Genomic DNA, 16,162 nt, shown 5'->3' on the forward strand with positions numbered 1-16,162 from the left:
ACCTCCTTATTTTGACTATTTAGTAGTTTCCACTCCTAATTTCTTCAGCTATCTTCTCTATTTTTCTTAATCTATGGTTTATTCCTGATTTACCTACTGGTGGATCTAGCATTTCCCCTAGCTCCTTAAGTGATTCATCTGGATAACTTAATCTAAGCTCTGCAACCTCTTGAAGATTTTTAGGTAATCTTTGAAGCCCTATACTATTTTGTATAAGCTTTATACTTTCAACTTGCCTTACTGCAGCATTAACTGTCTTACTTAAATTTGCTGTTTCACAATTAACAAGTCTATTTACGTTGTTTCTCATTTCCTTCATTATTCTTATATTCTCAAGTTCAAGTAATGAAGTATGCGCTCCAACAATATTTAGAAGATCGACTATTTGCTCACCTTCTTTTATATATATTATAAAGCTATTTTTTCTTTGAATAACTTTTGAATTTAATCCAAAAGAATTAATAAGCTTAGATAAATCTTTTGCATATTCTTCACTATGAGTTACAAACTCCAAATGATATGTCTTTTCAGGATTAGTTACACTTCCTCCACCAATAAAGGCTCCTCTTATATAAGCCTTCTTATACTCTTCCTCTTTAACCATCTCAGAATCTATTTTATAATCAATAGTTAATACCCCATCTATTTCTCTAAAGATCCCTGTTTCTTGAAGTAAGTCCCTAACTCCCATATCTTCTTCAATTAAAACCATATATATATTGTTTTTCTTTAAAGAGTTACTCTTTTTAACCATTAATTTAGAATGTATATTAAAGTGTTCCTTTAGTATAGTGAATATATGTCTTGCTGAAGCTGGATTTTCTGTTGTAATTCTAAAGCTAAGACCCTTCCCACTAAATCCTATTGTTCCACTACCTTTCATTATTGCTGAAAGCTCTGCTAATGCTTCCTCTTTAGATATATCAGTATATCTACATATTTCTCCTTTTACTTTCGCTGAAAACGACATAAATTCTTCTCCTAACTAACTATAAATGTATACTTCATTATACCATAAACTGTGCCTTATGTATCATATTATAATATTGGAAAATTAGGATATACCTAAAAAACTTTGAACTGCCTCCAGTCTACTTGACAGGGGGCAGTTCAAACTTCAATACAGCCTAATATTTTTACTTTTTGCTTCTTATCTTTCTGGATAAATACATATACTCTATAATTTTCTTTTTATCATAAAGTAACTTTTTATCTAAAATAGTTGTCATTAAAATCTGTGCTAAATGCTCTGCATCATGCTTTACATAACCTTTAGTTATCTTAACTAAATCAGTTTCAACTACTTTTACGTTTAAGTCCTCTATGTTTTCATAATCTAATTTTACTAATTTAGAATCTTGACTTAAATATCTTTCTTCTATCTCCTTAGGAATTGTCCCATTATTTGCAATAACATATTGAACACTATTTTTCCCACTATACTTCATTAATGTCTTTATATGATCAGATACCGCAAAATCATCAGTTTCACCTGGTTGAGTCATTACATTAGATATATATATCTTTATTGCATCACTCTTATTTATCCCTTCAACTATATCTTCAACTAATAAATTTGGTATTATACTAGTATAAAGACTACCAGGTCCCATAACAATAGCATCAGCTTCTTTAATAGCTATAAGTGCGTCCATTAAAGGCTTAGCTCTTTCTGGATTAATTCTTAATTCTTTTATCTTACTTTTTTGTTTTATAACCTCTTCTGGTATTATAGATTCACCCTCTACTACACTTCCATTTTCAAGCTCTGCTATAAGCTTCATATCATCAAGCGTAACGGGTAATACCTTTCCTGTTACTGCAAGTACTGAGCTCATTTTTTGTACAGCATCTTCAAAATTATCACTTATTCCTGCCATTGCAGCTAAGAATAAATTACCAAAGTTCTGTCCTTTTAATGAACCTTCTTTAAATCTATATTGAAGTAAATCCTCCATAATAGGCTCAGTATCTGCTAATGCTAAAATACAGTTACGTATATCACCTGGAGGAAGCATTCCAAGGTCTGCTCTAAGCTTTCCTGACCCCCCTCCATCATCTCCAACTGTTACTATTGCTGTTATATTGTTCGTATATAATTTTAATCCTCTCAACATTGTAGATAATCCTGTTCCTCCACCAATAACAACTACTTTAGGACCACCTACATGAACTCTCTTCTCATCTACAAGTTCTTCTATATTCTTATCATTTATTGTTATTTTAACCTTTTCAGAATTTATTAAAGAAATAAATGACTTAACAAACTCAGAAAATGCTATATACATTATTACAATTCCAATTAAACTTAAAAATAAATATAAAACTCTTATAGTGCTGTTATAATCTTTATTTGAAAAAGTTTCAACAATACCTAGTACAAGTATAACTACCCCAACGAACCCAAGGAATATCCATCTTTTCATTCTTATTCCCGGTTTCATTAAAAACTCCATTATCATAGTTTTTTATCCCCTTTATGAACATCTTCTTTAATATCCCTATGTTCAATATATACATTATAGTTCTTATCATATAAATTTTCATAAATTTGATTTGCTATAGCTACTGATCTATGTCTTCCACCTGTACATCCTATTGAAATAATAAGCTGTCTCTTTCCTTCTTTTTGGTAGTTAGGAATTAAAAACTCCAGCATGTCATTTATTTTTTCTAAGAATACTTTAGTTTCCTCTTGATTTAATACATAATCTCTAACTGGTGTATCTAAGCCAGAAAATGGTTTTAAATCTGGTATATAAAATGGATTTGGTATAAATCTAACATCAAATACTAAATCAGAATCAACTGGTATACCATATTTAAATCCAAAGCTTAATACAGTAATTGATAATTGCTTTTCTGGCAATGTTTCATCTCCAAAATACTTAGTCATTTCCTCTCTTAAATCACCTATTTTATATTTTGAAGTATCTATTATAATATCTGATTTATCTTTAACTTCTCTTAATTTTTTTCTTTCTAGTTCTATTCCAGTTATTACTCTTCCTCCCCCCGATAATGGATGACTTCTTCTCTTTTCTTTAAATCTCTTTACTAGCACTTCATCAGTTGCATCTAAGAATAATATTTCATATTTAAATTGCTCTTTTTCTAATTCTCTTAAGCTTTGGAATAGATCATTAAAGAATATTCCACCTCTTATATCTATAACTAATGCAACCTTATCTATTTTCCCATCACTTTGTCTGCATACTTCTGCAAATTTTGTTATTAATGTTGGTGGAAGATTGTCTACACAAAAATATCCCATATCCTCTAAACTTTTAGTAGCTTCTGATTTACCTGCCCCTGATAATCCTGTAACTATAATAAATCTCATGTCATACCTCCAAAAATCTATTTATTAATGTCGAAAGCACCTTCTCAATTTATATTGAATTTGAAAAGTCCAATAACTAAATTAAAGCTTATAAATTTACTTTAAAATAACTTATTTCAATTATATCATATATATAAAAAAAGAAGCTACCAATTGGTAACTTCTTATTTTTCACCTATTATTCTTACTTCCGTATGAAGGTCAACTCCAAACTGCTTTTTAACTTCATCTTGAATATGCTCTATTAAGTCAGTAATATCTTTAGCTGTAGCATTTCCCTTGTTAATTACAAATCCTGAATGCTTTTCTGATACAGCAGCTCCACCTATAGAATATCCCTTTAGTCCAGAATCTTGAATAAGTTTACCAGCAAAGTACCCTGTTGGTCTCTTAAATGTACTTCCTGCTGATGGATATTCAAGTGGTTGTTTAGACTCTCTTTTATTAGTTAAATCATCAACTAATTCCTTAATAGTTTTTGCTTGGCCCTTTTTTAATTTAAATACAGCTGATAATACTATATATCCTTTTTTCATAACTAAAGAAGATCTATATCCGAAATCTAATTCCTCATTTGTAAGGTTTATTATATTACAATTTTCATCAATTACTTCAACACTTTCAACAACATGTGAAATTTCTCCATCATAAGCACCAGCATTCATAAATACTGCTCCACCAATAGTTCCCGGTATTCCACATGCAAATTCAAATCCAGTTAATGAATTTTCCATAGCTTTATCAGAAACTTCTTTTAACATTGCACCACACTCTGCTTCAATTCTCTCATCATTTACAGTTACATTGTGAACGCCTTTTAGTGATATAACAACACCCCTAAATCCACCATCTCTAACCAATATGTTAGATCCATTACCAATAACATAAACAGGAATATTATTTTCTCTACAAATACAAATGCTCTTCTTTAATTCTTCCTTTGAATTTGGAATTAATAATATATCTGCTGGTCCTCCAACTTTAAAATTAACATAACTACTTAATTTCTCATCTATTTTAATATTATCTTCATTGTAAAATTCCCTAAATAGCTCTACAAATTTACCGTATTTATTCATAATAAGCTCCTTAAAATATAAAATATTTACAGTTTAATAGTATAAAGTATATTATAATATTAAACAAGTAATTTCCTCTTAATTATTACCATTAAAGTAAATATAAATACTTTCTGCCGATTTTTTATCTATAGATGGCACTTCTAGCAATTCTTCAACTGTTGCTTTTTTAATATTATCTACACTACCAAACTTCATTAATAGAGCTCTTCTTCTCTTTTCTCCAACATTAGGTATATCATCTAAAATAGAATGTAAAGTTCTCTTATCTCTTAAACTTCTATGATATGTTATTGCAAATCTATGAACTTCATCTTGTATTCTTCTTATTAGCTGCATTAAATTTGAGCTTCTATTAATTATTAACTCTTTATTATTATATACTATACCCCTAGTTTGGTGTTTATCATCTTTAACTAAACCACATACTGGAATATTTATATTTAAACTTTCTAATACCTCTAGAGCTATATTTACTTGTCCCTTACCACCGTCCATCATTATTAAATCCGGGAAGTTAGAAAATTTACCTGCTGATAACTTTAAATCTCTCTCTTGAATCGCTTTTATCTCTTCAAGTCCATGATTAAATCTTCTAGTTAGAATTTCTCTCATACTATCATAATCATTAGCACCTTTTACAGTTTTTATTTTAAATCTTCTATAATCACTATTTTTTGATCTTCCTTCTTCAAATACAACCATTGTTCCTACTGAATCTACACCCTGAATATTAGATATATCATATGCCTCTATTCTAGCTGGCCACTCATCAAGCTGTAATAAATTTTGAAGTTCTTGTAATGCTATTCTATTTATTTCTTTATCCTTTAAATATTTATCCTTAAATTTCTCTAAAGTTATCTTAGCATTATTCTTAACCATTTCTAGCATATCCTTTTTTTGTCCTTTTTGTGGAACTTTAAGCCATACTTTGGAACCTCTTTTTATAGTCAAATATTCTTCCATTAACTCTACTTCATTAACCTCAGGAACATATATTGTTTTAGGAACTTTAGCTGTACCACCATAAAATGATGCTATAAACTCTTCTAATATTTCTGCTATGCTTTCATTTGCTGTATTTTCAAATATAAAATGTTCTCTTCCAAGTATCTTTCCATCTCTAGAGAAGAATACTTGAATGCAACTATCCTTTTCATCTTGATCAATATTGATAAAATCTTCATCACCTTCCATAGTCTTAAATATTTTTTGTTTTTCAACTATGGCTTCTATTGCTAATATCTTATCTCTTAATGATGCAGCTTTTTCAAACTCTAAATTTTCTGCTGCATTCTCCATTTCTGTTTTAAGCATTTTAGTAACATAAGTTTCTTTTCCACTTAAAATATCAATTATGTCACTTATCATCTTTCCATATTCCTCTTTACCTATATGTCCTCCACAAGGTCCAAAACATTTCTTTATATGATAATTTAAACATGGTCTCACAAGTTCGCCATTTTCCTTTATTGCTAATTTGCATGTTCTTAAAGGAAATATTTTATATATCAAATTTATAGTTTCATATACTGCTGCTCCATTAGTATATGGCCCGAAATACTTACTCCCATCCTTTGCAAAATTTCTAGTTACAAAAACTCTAGGGAAATCATCCTTTGTAGTTATTTTTATAAAAGGATAGAATTTATCATCTTTTAACAAGATATTATACTTAGGACTATATTTCTTTATTAAATTACACTCCAAAATGAGTGCTTCCATCTCTGAATCTGTAACTATATATTCAAATTCAGCAATATTCTTTACCATAACCCTTACTTTTTCAGAATGATTCTTTGAATTTTGAAAATAACTTTTTACTCTATTTTTTAAAATTTTTGCTTTTCCAACATAAATAACTTCACCTAATGAATTCTTCATTAGATAAACTCCAGGTTTATCTGGTAAATTTTTTAGATGATACTCAAAATCAAACATCTTACTCCCCTTTCTTATGTAAAAAAGTTAAGAGTTAAGATTTAATAGTTAAAAGCTAAAGGATAAACTCCACAAGGAATTTCTTAGATACTCTTCTTTATAAATTCAGCTAAATCTGAATTTAATCCTAAACTCTTAACTCTCTTTCTTAACTCTTAACTGCTCTAAATTAACATTTATCTATTAAGTCTATTTATTATATATTCTTAAACTATTAACTTTAATATCCTAAAACTGCTTGCCTAACAACTTTACTAGCTACTGTTGCTGCTGCTCCTGAACCAGTGCCACCATTTTCAACGATTACTGCAACTGCTATTTGCGGATCATCCATTGGTGCTGCTGCTATAAACCAACTGTGTGGAGTTGCTTCACTTCCATCTGATAAAGTATAGTCTGCTGTACCAGTTTTTCCTCCAGCATTAGTTCCTTTAAATGCTGGCCACTTACTTAAATTGCTATCAACTAAATTAGTCATATAATCTTGAATTGTCTCTGCAATATCACTAGACATAACTTGCTTCAATTCTTTACCATCTATAGTTTTTATTACATTTTGATCTTTATCAACAATTGAATTAACTAATTTAGGTTGCATCATAACTCCATCATTAGCCACTGTAGCTGATACTAAAGCCATTTGCATAGGTGTAGTTAAAACACTTCCTTGCCCTATTCCACTTTGAGCTATATTACCAACCTCTGAACTATCTAATGAAGGGAATCTACTTGCTGTTATAGATACTCCAGGTCCAGTTATTACTGAATTAAATCCATACTCTTCTGCTGTAGCTTTTAATGCATCATTTCCAAGTTCCATTGCTAATGTACCAAATACAACGTTACTTGATACCTTATATGCTTGTTTTAAATCTATTGATCCATATACATTATTACCAAAGTTGCTTAATGTTCTTCCATCTTGGAATTTTATCTTACCTTCATCCTGAAATGTTCTATTAGATACTGATTGCATATTTTCTAAAGCACTTGTTAACGTGACAGTCTTAAATACAGAACCTGGAGGATAAAGTCCATTTATAGCCCTATTAATTAATGGTGTATCATCTGCACTACCACTATTAGCTTTATTCATTTCATCAGCTAAATTATTAGGATTAAATGTAGGTTTTGATACCATTGCTAATATTTCTCCTGTTTTAGGATTTAATGCAACAACAGCGCCCTTATTATCTCCTAATGCATCCGATGCTACTTGCTGTAATGTTGTATCTAAAGTTGTTACAACACCATTTCCAACTTTATCAGCTTCCTTTGTTAATTCATCAAAATTAATTCCATCCATAAAAGCTTTAAAATTACTTGAAAAATTAAAACTTCCTGTATTAGCTTTATCATTTTTTATATTTTCTATAAGACCTTTTACATCAATGCTGCTTAAGAACTGTCTGAAATTATTTCCAAAAGCATTATAAGTTGTTAATTCACTATCATACTCTTCCTCTAAACCAGTTGTTCCATAAACATTACTAGTATATCCTAATGCATGAACATATAAATCACTATATAAGTAATCTCTTTTTTGAGATGTTTCATTTAATCTTTCACTAGTTGTTAGCGCTATACCATTTCTATCATATATAGTTCCTCTTAAAACTTCATTTTTTACAGCAATAACTCTTGTATTACCTGACATTTCGTTAATCTTAGGACTCTTAATTAATTGAAAATAAGCAATATAGGATATTAATGCTATAAAGAAAACTAAAAATACAGTCATTACATTTTTAACGCTTTTTGCTAAATCATTCATATCCTTATGCCTCCTCTGATATCTTTTGCAATATTCCTAAAGCAAAAAATATTGTTAATACTGACGAACCACCATAGCTTATAATAGGTAATGTTATTCCTGTTAATGGAATAACTGCAAAAATTCCTCCTATTATAACTAATGTTTGGCAAGCTATCATTGTACTAAAGCCAACAGCTATTAATTGTGAATACTTATCATCTGTAACAAATGCTGCTCTTATACCTCTATAGAATAGTAAGAAATATATTATCATTAATCCAATTGCAAATATTACTCCAAACTCTTCACAAATAATTGCATAAATCATATCACTTTCTTTAACTGGCAAGTTTTGAAAATGACCTTGACCTACTCCAACACCAAATAATCCTCCAGCAGCAATTGAATACATTCCTTCAACTATTTGATAGGATTCTCCTAAAGCATATTTCCATGGATCTAACCAAATCTTAACTCTTTCTCTTACATGTCCAAACATTGAATATCCAGCAACTGATCCAATTGCAGCTAAACCTAATGCTGTAAACACATACTTCTTCTTAGCTGTTGCAACATATAATAACGTTATTGAAATACCAAAAAATATTAATGCACTTCCTAAATCCCTTTGAAGTACCATACATCCCATAGAAAATCCAGCTACTAATGCTGGTTGCCATAATTCTTTAAAATCTTGTTTGAAATTCTGCTTATTTTCATATGTAGCTAAAGCCGAAGCTAAATATAATACAAGAGCTATTTTTCCAAACTCTGATGGTTGAAAAGAAATGACCTTTCCTATTATAATCCAGTTTTTTGCACCGTATAATTCTGTACCAAATATTAATGCTAATGGCATTAATACTAACGTTATTATCATATATACCTTTTTATATTTTGCAAAACTCCTTAAATCAGGCAAAATTACTACAATTAAAATATAACCTACTACACCTATAGCAATCCATACTAGTTGCTTAATTGCAGTTACTCTATTTATTCTATATAATGTTGCTACTCCTACTACAGCCAATATACTTGCAAAAATTAGTATAAATTTATCTCCATCCGGGTAAAATCTTCTAACTACAAAGTGGGAATAGCCTATTAGAACACATAAGACTACTCCCATTATTAATGCAAAGGTATCAAAAGGCTTTTGTAAAAAACCTAAGGTTGTAAAAAGTAGTAAGCATAGCAGATATACTAGTCTAAGTAATCTTTTTTCACGCTTTAATGATTTCATAAATCCACCTCTACTCTTTAAATGAAACATCTTTTCTATGGTCAAAGATATAACTTTAACCAAACTAAATCATAAATTTAGAGTTTTACTTACCTGATTTTAAAACTTTAAAAATAGCACTTCCTATTTTAATTTCATCATCAGCAATAAGCTTGAACTTTTCTTCTATTTTTTCGCTATTAACATATACACCATTTGTACTATTTAAATCTTCAATATATAAATTATTATTTTTAGTATATATCTTTGCATGATTTCCTGATACAAAGGGCTCTGTTAAAACAATTGTATTATCTGGCTTTCTTCCTAAAGTAGTTATTCCTCTAATAGGTACTACCGAACCCTGCTCTAATGTCGAGTTAACACCTGTTTGAATAACTTCTATACCATATCTTATACCTGAATTGTTATTTTTTTGCTTTCCACCAGTCTTAACATCCTTATACATTATCTTTAATGAGTAATATATAATGACATATAACAAAATTATAAAAATTATTCCAGCTATAAACGTGGCTACCTTCCCAAAACTCATATTTTCACCTCAAATTAATGTATGCTTACCATTATATATTAAATCCTATTGTAAAAAATAACAAGCCATCTTAATTATCTTAATAACTTCTTAAGATATTTTCCAGTATATGATTTATCTTTTTTAACTATTTCCTCTGGCGTACCTTGTGCTACTAAAGTACCACCTTTATCTCCACCTTCTGGTCCTAAATCTATTATATAATCAGCACACTTAATCATATCTAAATTATGTTCAATAACTACAACAGTGTTTCCAGCATCAACTAATCTTTGTAATATATATACTAATCTATTAACATCATCAACATGAAGCCCTGTTGTTGGTTCGTCTAAAATATATAATGTTTTTCCTGTACTTCTCTTAGATAATTCGAATGCAAGTTTAATTCTTTGAGCTTCACCACCTGATAATTGTGTTGATGGTTGACCTAATCTTATATAACCTAATCCTACATCTTTTAATGTTTGAATTTTATTCTTTATTCTTGGTATATTTTCAAAGAACTCCAATGCTTCTTCTACAGTCATATTTAAAATATCATCAATATTTTTTCCTTTATATTTAACTTCAAGAGTTTCTCTGTTATATCTCTTACCCTTACAAACCTCACAAGGTACATAAACATCAGATAAAAATTGCATTTCTATCTTTATAATTCCATCTCCTGAACATGCTTCACATCTTCCACCTTTTACATTGAAACTAAATCTTCCTGGTTTATATCCTCTCATTTTAGCTTCTGGTGTTTGAGAGAATAATTCTCTTATTATATCAAAAGTTCCTGTATAAGTTGCTGGATTTGAACGTGGTGTTCTTCCTATTGGACTTTGATCTATATCTATAATCTTGTCTATACTTTCATAACCAGTTATTTCTTTGTAGGCTCCAGTTGGATTCTTACTCTTATTTATTATTTTATTTAGTCCCTTATAAAGAATTTCATTTACCAATGTACTCTTACCAGAACCAGAAACACCAGTAACCATTGTTAATACTCCTAATGGGAATTTAACAGTTAAGTTTTTAAGATTATTTTCCTTTGCTCCTACAACAGTAATAAATTGTCCATTTCCTTCTCTTCTTGTCTCTGGAACTTTAACCTCTTTTTCTCCTGTTAAATACTGACCAGTAATAGATTCCTTGCATGCCTTAATTTCATCTACAGTTCCTGCAGCAATAATTTGTCCTCCATGCTCTCCTGCCCTAGGTCCAATATCTACTATAAAATCTGCTTCCCTCATAGTGTCTTCATCATGTTCAACAACTATAACAGTATTTCCAACATCTCTTAGATTCTTTAAAGTTTGAATTAACTTATCATTATCTCTTTGATGTAATCCAATACTAGGTTCATCTAAAATATATAAAACTCCCATTAAAGCAGATCCAATTTGAGTAGCAAGTCTAATTCTTTGAGCTTCTCCTCCTGAAAGAGTTCCTGAGCTTCTTGATAAGTTTAAGTAATCTAATCCAACATCAACTAAGAATTTTAATCTACTTTTAATCTCCTTAACTATTTGATCACTTATTATTCTTTCCTTTTCACTGAAGTTTAATGAATTAATAAAATCTAATTCTTCTTTAATAGGCATTTGTGTAAACTCATATATGTTTTTATCACCAACTGTAACTGCTAAAACCTCTTTGTTAAGTCTAGCTCCTTTACATTTTGGACAATACTTATTACTCATATATTGTTCAATTTCGCCTTTAATTACATCTGAATTTGTTTCTTTATATCTTCTTACAAGTGAATTTATTTCTCCATCATATGAATATGAATATTTACCTTTTACCCCATCCTTAGTGTAAGTAACTATTAACTTATGTCCATTTGTTCCATATAATAATAAATCCACATGTTCTTTTGATAATTCCTTTATAGGTCTATTTAAATCTAGATCATATTCTTCACTTAATGCTTTTAAAATTGCATAAGTCCATGAATCATCTTTTAATCTTCCTTCTCCCCAAGTTGCAATAGCTCCTTCCATTACACTTAGATTCTTATTTGGAATAACTAAGTCTGGATCTATTTCCATCAATGTTCCTAAACCATCACATTTTTCACATTTTCCAAAGGGAGCATTAAATGAGAACATTCTTGGCTCAAATTCTTGTATATTAATTCCACAATCAGGGCAAGCAAAATTTTCACTAAATAATATATCCTTATCTCCAATTATATTTATAATTACTAACCCTTCACCTAACTTTAATGCAGCTTCTAAAGAATCACTTAATCTTCCTTCAATTCCTTCCTTAATAACAAGTCTATCTACTACAGCCTCTATATTATGCTTTTTAGTTTTTTCTAACTTTATTTCTTCTTCTGCTAGTTCGTATATTTCACCATCAACTCTGGCTCTTACGTATCCATTTTTCTTAATACTATCTAATACTTTTTCATGTGTTCCTTTTTTTCCTCTTATAACTGGAGCTAAAACTTGAATCTTAGTTCTATCCCCAATAGCTATTATTTGATCCACAATTTGATCCACAGATTGCTGACTTATTACTTTCCCACACTTAGGACAATGTGGAATACCTATTCTTGCATATAATAGTCTTAGATAATCATATATCTCTGTTATTGTTCCTACTGTAGATCTTGGGTTTTTACTAGTTGTTTTTTGGTCTATTGATATTGCTGGTGATAACCCTTCAATATAATCAACATCAGGCTTATTCATTTGTCCTAAAAATTGTCTCGCATATGATGATAAAGATTCAACATATCTTCTTTGTCCTTCTGCATATAGCGTATCAAATGCTAAAGAAGATTTACCTGAACCTGATAACCCTGTAAATACTATTAATTTATCTCTTGGTATTTCTAATGATACATTTTTTAAGTTATGTACTCTTGCACCTTTTACTATAATCTTATCTTTCATTTTTTTAACCTCTTCAATATACTTCAATTTTATTTTTGTCAGAAATAGTATATTTTACTCTCGAACAAACATTCTTTATTTAATTTTAGATTTATTGATTTTTATTGTCAATGAATTTTATACCTTATTACCATATTTTTTATACAACAAAAGGTGGCTGTCGTACTAAATAATTAGTGCGAGAGCCACCTAATAATTAAACTTTATTAATCTTGTTTAAAGGATATTATAGCTCTAGTAATAAACTAAACATTAACTCCAAACTGATAAGAGACCTTTTTTATAAAACTTTTTAGCTACAACTATTTTTTCTTTCTAGTTAATAAACCACCTACAAACATTAATAATCCACCAACTATTCCTGGGTTAACTGGAACACCTGTCTGTGGTAATTCGTTATTATTGTTATTATTGTTATTATTGTTGTTATTGTTGTTATTATTGTTGTTATTATTATTTGAGTTAGACTCTTCTTTCTTATCTTCGTTAGAATCTACAATATTACCGTTATTAATATCTCCACCTGGTAGATTTGAATCTTCTCCAACAACATTTAAAGCAATAGTTTTAGATGTTACTGTTCCATCAGCTAAAGTAATATTAATATCAAGCTTTTTTGTTTCTAGTCCAATGTACTCTAGAGATTCTACTGGAATAATTACTTTTTCACCTTGAACGTAGATAATTGGAAGTGATGTTCTAACCCTAGAAATTTCATTACCATTTTCATCTAGATAAACTATTCTAAAGTCAGTTCCATTTATATTAATACTCTTTAATTCAGTATCTTTTATTATCATTCCTAAAATTTCAATAGGCTTAAGATTATTTTTATCAATAGTTACTGATAAATCTCCATTATCTCCTGGTAAATCTGTGTCTGGTGTTTGATCTGGTTTTCCTTCTTCTGTTTCTCCATTGCCTGGTACGTCTGTATCTGGTGTTTGATCTGGTTTTCCTTCTTCTGTTTCTCCATTACCTGGTGCATCTGTATCTGGCTTTTGATCTGGTTTTCCTTCTTCTGTTTCTCCATTGCCTGGTACGTCTGTATCCGGAGTTTGATCTGGATTTCCTTCTTCTGTTCCTCCATTACCTGGTACGTCTGTATCCGGAGTTTGGTCTGGATTTCCTTCTTCTGTTCCTCCATTACCTGGTACGTCTGTATCCGGAGTTTGGTCTGGATTTCCTTCTTCTGTTTCTCCATTATCTCCTGGTACATCTGTATCTGGAGTTTCATCTGGTGTTCCTTCTTCTGTTTCTCCATTGCCTGGTACATCTGTATCTGGTGTTTGATCTGGAGTTTCTTCTGGAATCTCCGGAATTTCCTCTTCTTCAAGAACAGTTATAGTTTTTGAAATACTATCTCCAGTTTCTAAATGAGTAACTGTTAAAATTAAATCACCATAAACATTATCTAAGCTAAAAAACTGTAAATTTAATTCATTAAGCTCAGACATATCATCACTATCAGATTTATCATAATTCCAATCTATAAATATAGTAAAATCTGTGTCTAATTCTCCACCATCAGCTCTTTTTAATGTATATTCAAAATCATTTAATAATTCAAATGTATCTGGTTTATATAAATTACTATCCTTATCAAAAAATTCTAAAGAATATGTATAAACCTCACCAATTGCTGGCTTAATTATTTTATCCTGTCCATTAACCCATCTAAAACTACCAAAAATACTAGGTTTTACTATTTTATCAGTCTTCCAAATTATAGTATTATTAACTACCTCAGTATTTAATTCAAAATCTGTATGTATTGTTCCATCAATTGAAAAATTACCTGTAGAATTAGAACTAGCTCTCACATACTCATGACCATCTTCAAATCTATTAATAGCTTCAACACCATTTGTATTTAATCTTGTAAGTCCGCTAACTTCCCCATTAATATCTAAAGTTTGATTATTATTTAAAATAATTGCTCCACATAATTCTAAATCACTTGTATTTTGTACTCCATAAAAATTACCTTTTACAATCGGACTGGATTCCATTGCTCTAAAATCAATAATAGCTTTATTATTAAGAGTAACATTATTTGCATTAAAAACTTTATTACTAGTCATTGTTAATCTTGATGATTCACCTAATACTAATTCATTTATTCCATCAACATTTAATGCACTAGTCGTGTATCTATCTGCTAATTTTACATTTAAATTCCCATTATGATTACTTGTATCAAAATCTCTTACATTAGTTTTTCCATATAAATTTACAGATACATCTCCATTTAAAGGATATTTTACTCCACCTGTATATATAGTAGTATCTACTAAATTAGCATCTAGATTTATTTCAACATCCATATCTATTTCATTCCAATAATCACCTGCATATATTGCTGAAATTCTAGTCTCACTATTTGGATTAATTATATTTATTACAGATTTTTTTCCTATTGTTTCACTTCCTACACCTTTATAAGTTCCACTACTTATAAATGGTCTATGGTCATCTTGCTGAACGCTTGTCCCAACTTTTGTATTAACATTATCTATAGTTAATTTATGACCTGCAGTAAAAATAGTTGTATCTCTTTCAACAGCCTGCCCTAATATTTTTTCATTAGAATTTCTTCCTATAATTACTTGGGGCATTATTTGCAGTCTCATATTCTTAAATGTTACATCTGCACCTAATTGAATAGTTGTACGTACAATTAAACTTGAATCTTCGGTAGCTCCTTCAATTGTAATATTCTTATCTATAAATAGTGGTAATGCAGAGTTGTCTGTATGTGATTCATACACCCAGAACTTAACATCACCTATAAGCTTTAAAGTATCTCCATCATTTATATTATCTAAAGCTGTACGAATATTTTGGTAAGGCCTATCTATACTTCCATCTCCTGAATTTTTATCCCCTTCACCATCTTTTACATAAATAACTCTTGTTGATTTAGTATCTTGATTTTCTATAAGTGTATCTACGCCATTATTCTCAATTGCATATACTTGTTCTATAGCTAATGAACTGTTTAAAACAATTGCTCCTGATAAAATAGCAACAATAAATTTTCTCTTCATAATTTACTCCTCATTTATAAAGATATTTTATCTTTTTTTGCATTTTTCGACTTATTTTCTCTTTTTTTCATTATACTATAATTTAAAATTTATAAAAAGATATAATTATTTGAATTTAATTAAAAAAGCTGTCGCTAACAGATTTTTTTATCCGCTAATGCGACAACTCTTTTCTTATATGTGTTCGTTTATTTTATATAATATTTTAAATGTATAGTTGGTATTGTAATAGTCTTTTATTCAATTTTATTTTTGTCAGAAATAGTATATTTTACTCTCGAACAAACATTTTTTGTTTAATTTTAGAAT

The 16,162-nt window shown here is 29.5% G+C and carries 10 protein-coding genes; all 10 read right to left on the reverse strand.

Annotated elements, in window-relative coordinates; all coding sequences use genetic code 11:
• Nucleotides 1-19 precede the first annotated feature (19 nt).
• Nucleotides 20-970 carry a DNA-binding protein WhiA gene (gene whiA, locus Q0Y03_RS05400; RefSeq protein WP_297712821.1) on the reverse strand — a complete coding sequence of 317 codons (951 nt, stop codon included), beginning with the start codon at nt 968-970 and terminating at the stop codon, nt 20-22.
• A gap of 166 nt (nt 971-1,136) precedes the next feature.
• Nucleotides 1,137-2,462, reverse strand: a complete 1,326-nt coding sequence (locus tag Q0Y03_RS05405; RefSeq protein ID WP_297712822.1) for a gluconeogenesis factor YvcK family protein — start codon at nt 2,460-2,462, stop codon at nt 1,137-1,139.
• A complete protein-coding gene (gene rapZ, locus Q0Y03_RS05410) occupies nt 2,459-3,343 on the reverse strand; it encodes an RNase adapter RapZ (RefSeq protein ID WP_297712823.1) in 885 nt (294 codons plus the stop codon). Before rapZ ends, Q0Y03_RS05405 begins: the two co-directional genes overlap by 4 nt.
• Before the next feature lie 164 nt (nt 3,344-3,507).
• Nucleotides 3,508-4,422: a UDP-N-acetylmuramate dehydrogenase gene (gene murB, locus Q0Y03_RS05415; RefSeq protein WP_297712824.1), complete on the reverse strand. Its 915-nt coding sequence runs from the start codon at nt 4,420-4,422 to the stop codon at nt 3,508-3,510.
• A 78-nt stretch (nt 4,423-4,500) separates the two neighbouring features.
• The gene (gene uvrC / locus Q0Y03_RS05420; RefSeq protein ID WP_297712825.1) at nt 4,501-6,366 is read right to left on the reverse strand and encodes an excinuclease ABC subunit UvrC; all 1,866 of its coding nucleotides are present in this window, start codon (nt 6,364-6,366) and stop codon (nt 4,501-4,503) included.
• A gap of 220 nt (nt 6,367-6,586) precedes the next feature.
• Nucleotides 6,587-8,140 carry a penicillin-binding transpeptidase domain-containing protein gene (locus Q0Y03_RS05425; RefSeq protein WP_297712826.1) on the reverse strand — a complete coding sequence of 518 codons (1,554 nt, stop codon included), beginning with the start codon at nt 8,138-8,140 and terminating at the stop codon, nt 6,587-6,589.
• Between the two features lie 4 nt (nt 8,141-8,144).
• Nucleotides 8,145-9,368: an FtsW/RodA/SpoVE family cell cycle protein gene (locus tag Q0Y03_RS05430; protein WP_297712827.1), complete on the reverse strand. Its 1,224-nt coding sequence runs from the start codon at nt 9,366-9,368 to the stop codon at nt 8,145-8,147.
• An 85-nt stretch (nt 9,369-9,453) separates the two neighbouring features.
• Complete coding sequence (locus tag Q0Y03_RS05435; RefSeq protein WP_297712828.1) at nt 9,454-9,903, reverse strand: FHA domain-containing protein; 450 nt, start codon at nt 9,901-9,903, stop codon at nt 9,454-9,456.
• 74 nt (nt 9,904-9,977) lie between these two features.
• On the reverse strand, nt 9,978-12,803 hold the full coding sequence (gene uvrA, locus Q0Y03_RS05440) for an excinuclease ABC subunit UvrA (RefSeq protein WP_297712829.1): 2,826 nt from the start codon (nt 12,801-12,803) through the stop codon (nt 9,978-9,980).
• A gap of 302 nt (nt 12,804-13,105) precedes the next feature.
• Nucleotides 13,106-15,853 (reverse strand): hypothetical protein, encoded by a 2,748-nt coding sequence (locus Q0Y03_RS05445; protein ID WP_297712830.1) that lies wholly within the window; start codon nt 15,851-15,853, stop codon nt 13,106-13,108.
• Between the last annotated feature and the right edge of the window lie 309 nt (nt 15,854-16,162).

Source organism: Clostridium sp., from assembly GCF_026168755.1.
Classification (GTDB): Bacteria; Bacillota; Clostridia; order Clostridiales; family Clostridiaceae; genus Clostridium.

What these genes read in the sequence shown, in the direction of transcription:
- whiA (WP_297712821.1), bottom strand. Translation starts at nt 970, where the DNA reads ATGTCGTTTTCAGCGAAAGTAAAAGGAGAAATATGTAGATATACTGAT.
- Q0Y03_RS05405 (WP_297712822.1), bottom strand. Translation starts at nt 2,462, where the DNA reads ATGATAATGGAGTTTTTAATGAAACCGGGAATAAGAATGAAAAGATGG.
- rapZ (WP_297712823.1), bottom strand. Translation starts at nt 3,343, where the DNA reads ATGAGATTTATTATAGTTACAGGATTATCAGGGGCAGGTAAATCAGAA.
- murB (WP_297712824.1), bottom strand. Translation starts at nt 4,422, where the DNA reads ATGAATAAATACGGTAAATTTGTAGAGCTATTTAGGGAATTTTACAAT.
- uvrC (WP_297712825.1), bottom strand. Translation starts at nt 6,366, where the DNA reads ATGTTTGATTTTGAGTATCATCTAAAAAATTTACCAGATAAACCTGGA.
- Q0Y03_RS05425 (WP_297712826.1), bottom strand. Translation starts at nt 8,140, where the DNA reads ATGAATGATTTAGCAAAAAGCGTTAAAAATGTAATGACTGTATTTTTA.
- Q0Y03_RS05430 (WP_297712827.1), bottom strand. Translation starts at nt 9,368, where the DNA reads ATGAAATCATTAAAGCGTGAAAAAAGATTACTTAGACTAGTATATCTG.
- Q0Y03_RS05435 (WP_297712828.1), bottom strand. Translation starts at nt 9,903, where the DNA reads ATGAGTTTTGGGAAGGTAGCCACGTTTATAGCTGGAATAATTTTTATA.
- uvrA (WP_297712829.1), bottom strand. Translation starts at nt 12,803, where the DNA reads ATGAAAGATAAGATTATAGTAAAAGGTGCAAGAGTACATAACTTAAAA.
- Q0Y03_RS05445 (WP_297712830.1), bottom strand. Translation starts at nt 15,853, where the DNA reads ATGAAGAGAAAATTTATTGTTGCTATTTTATCAGGAGCAATTGTTTTA.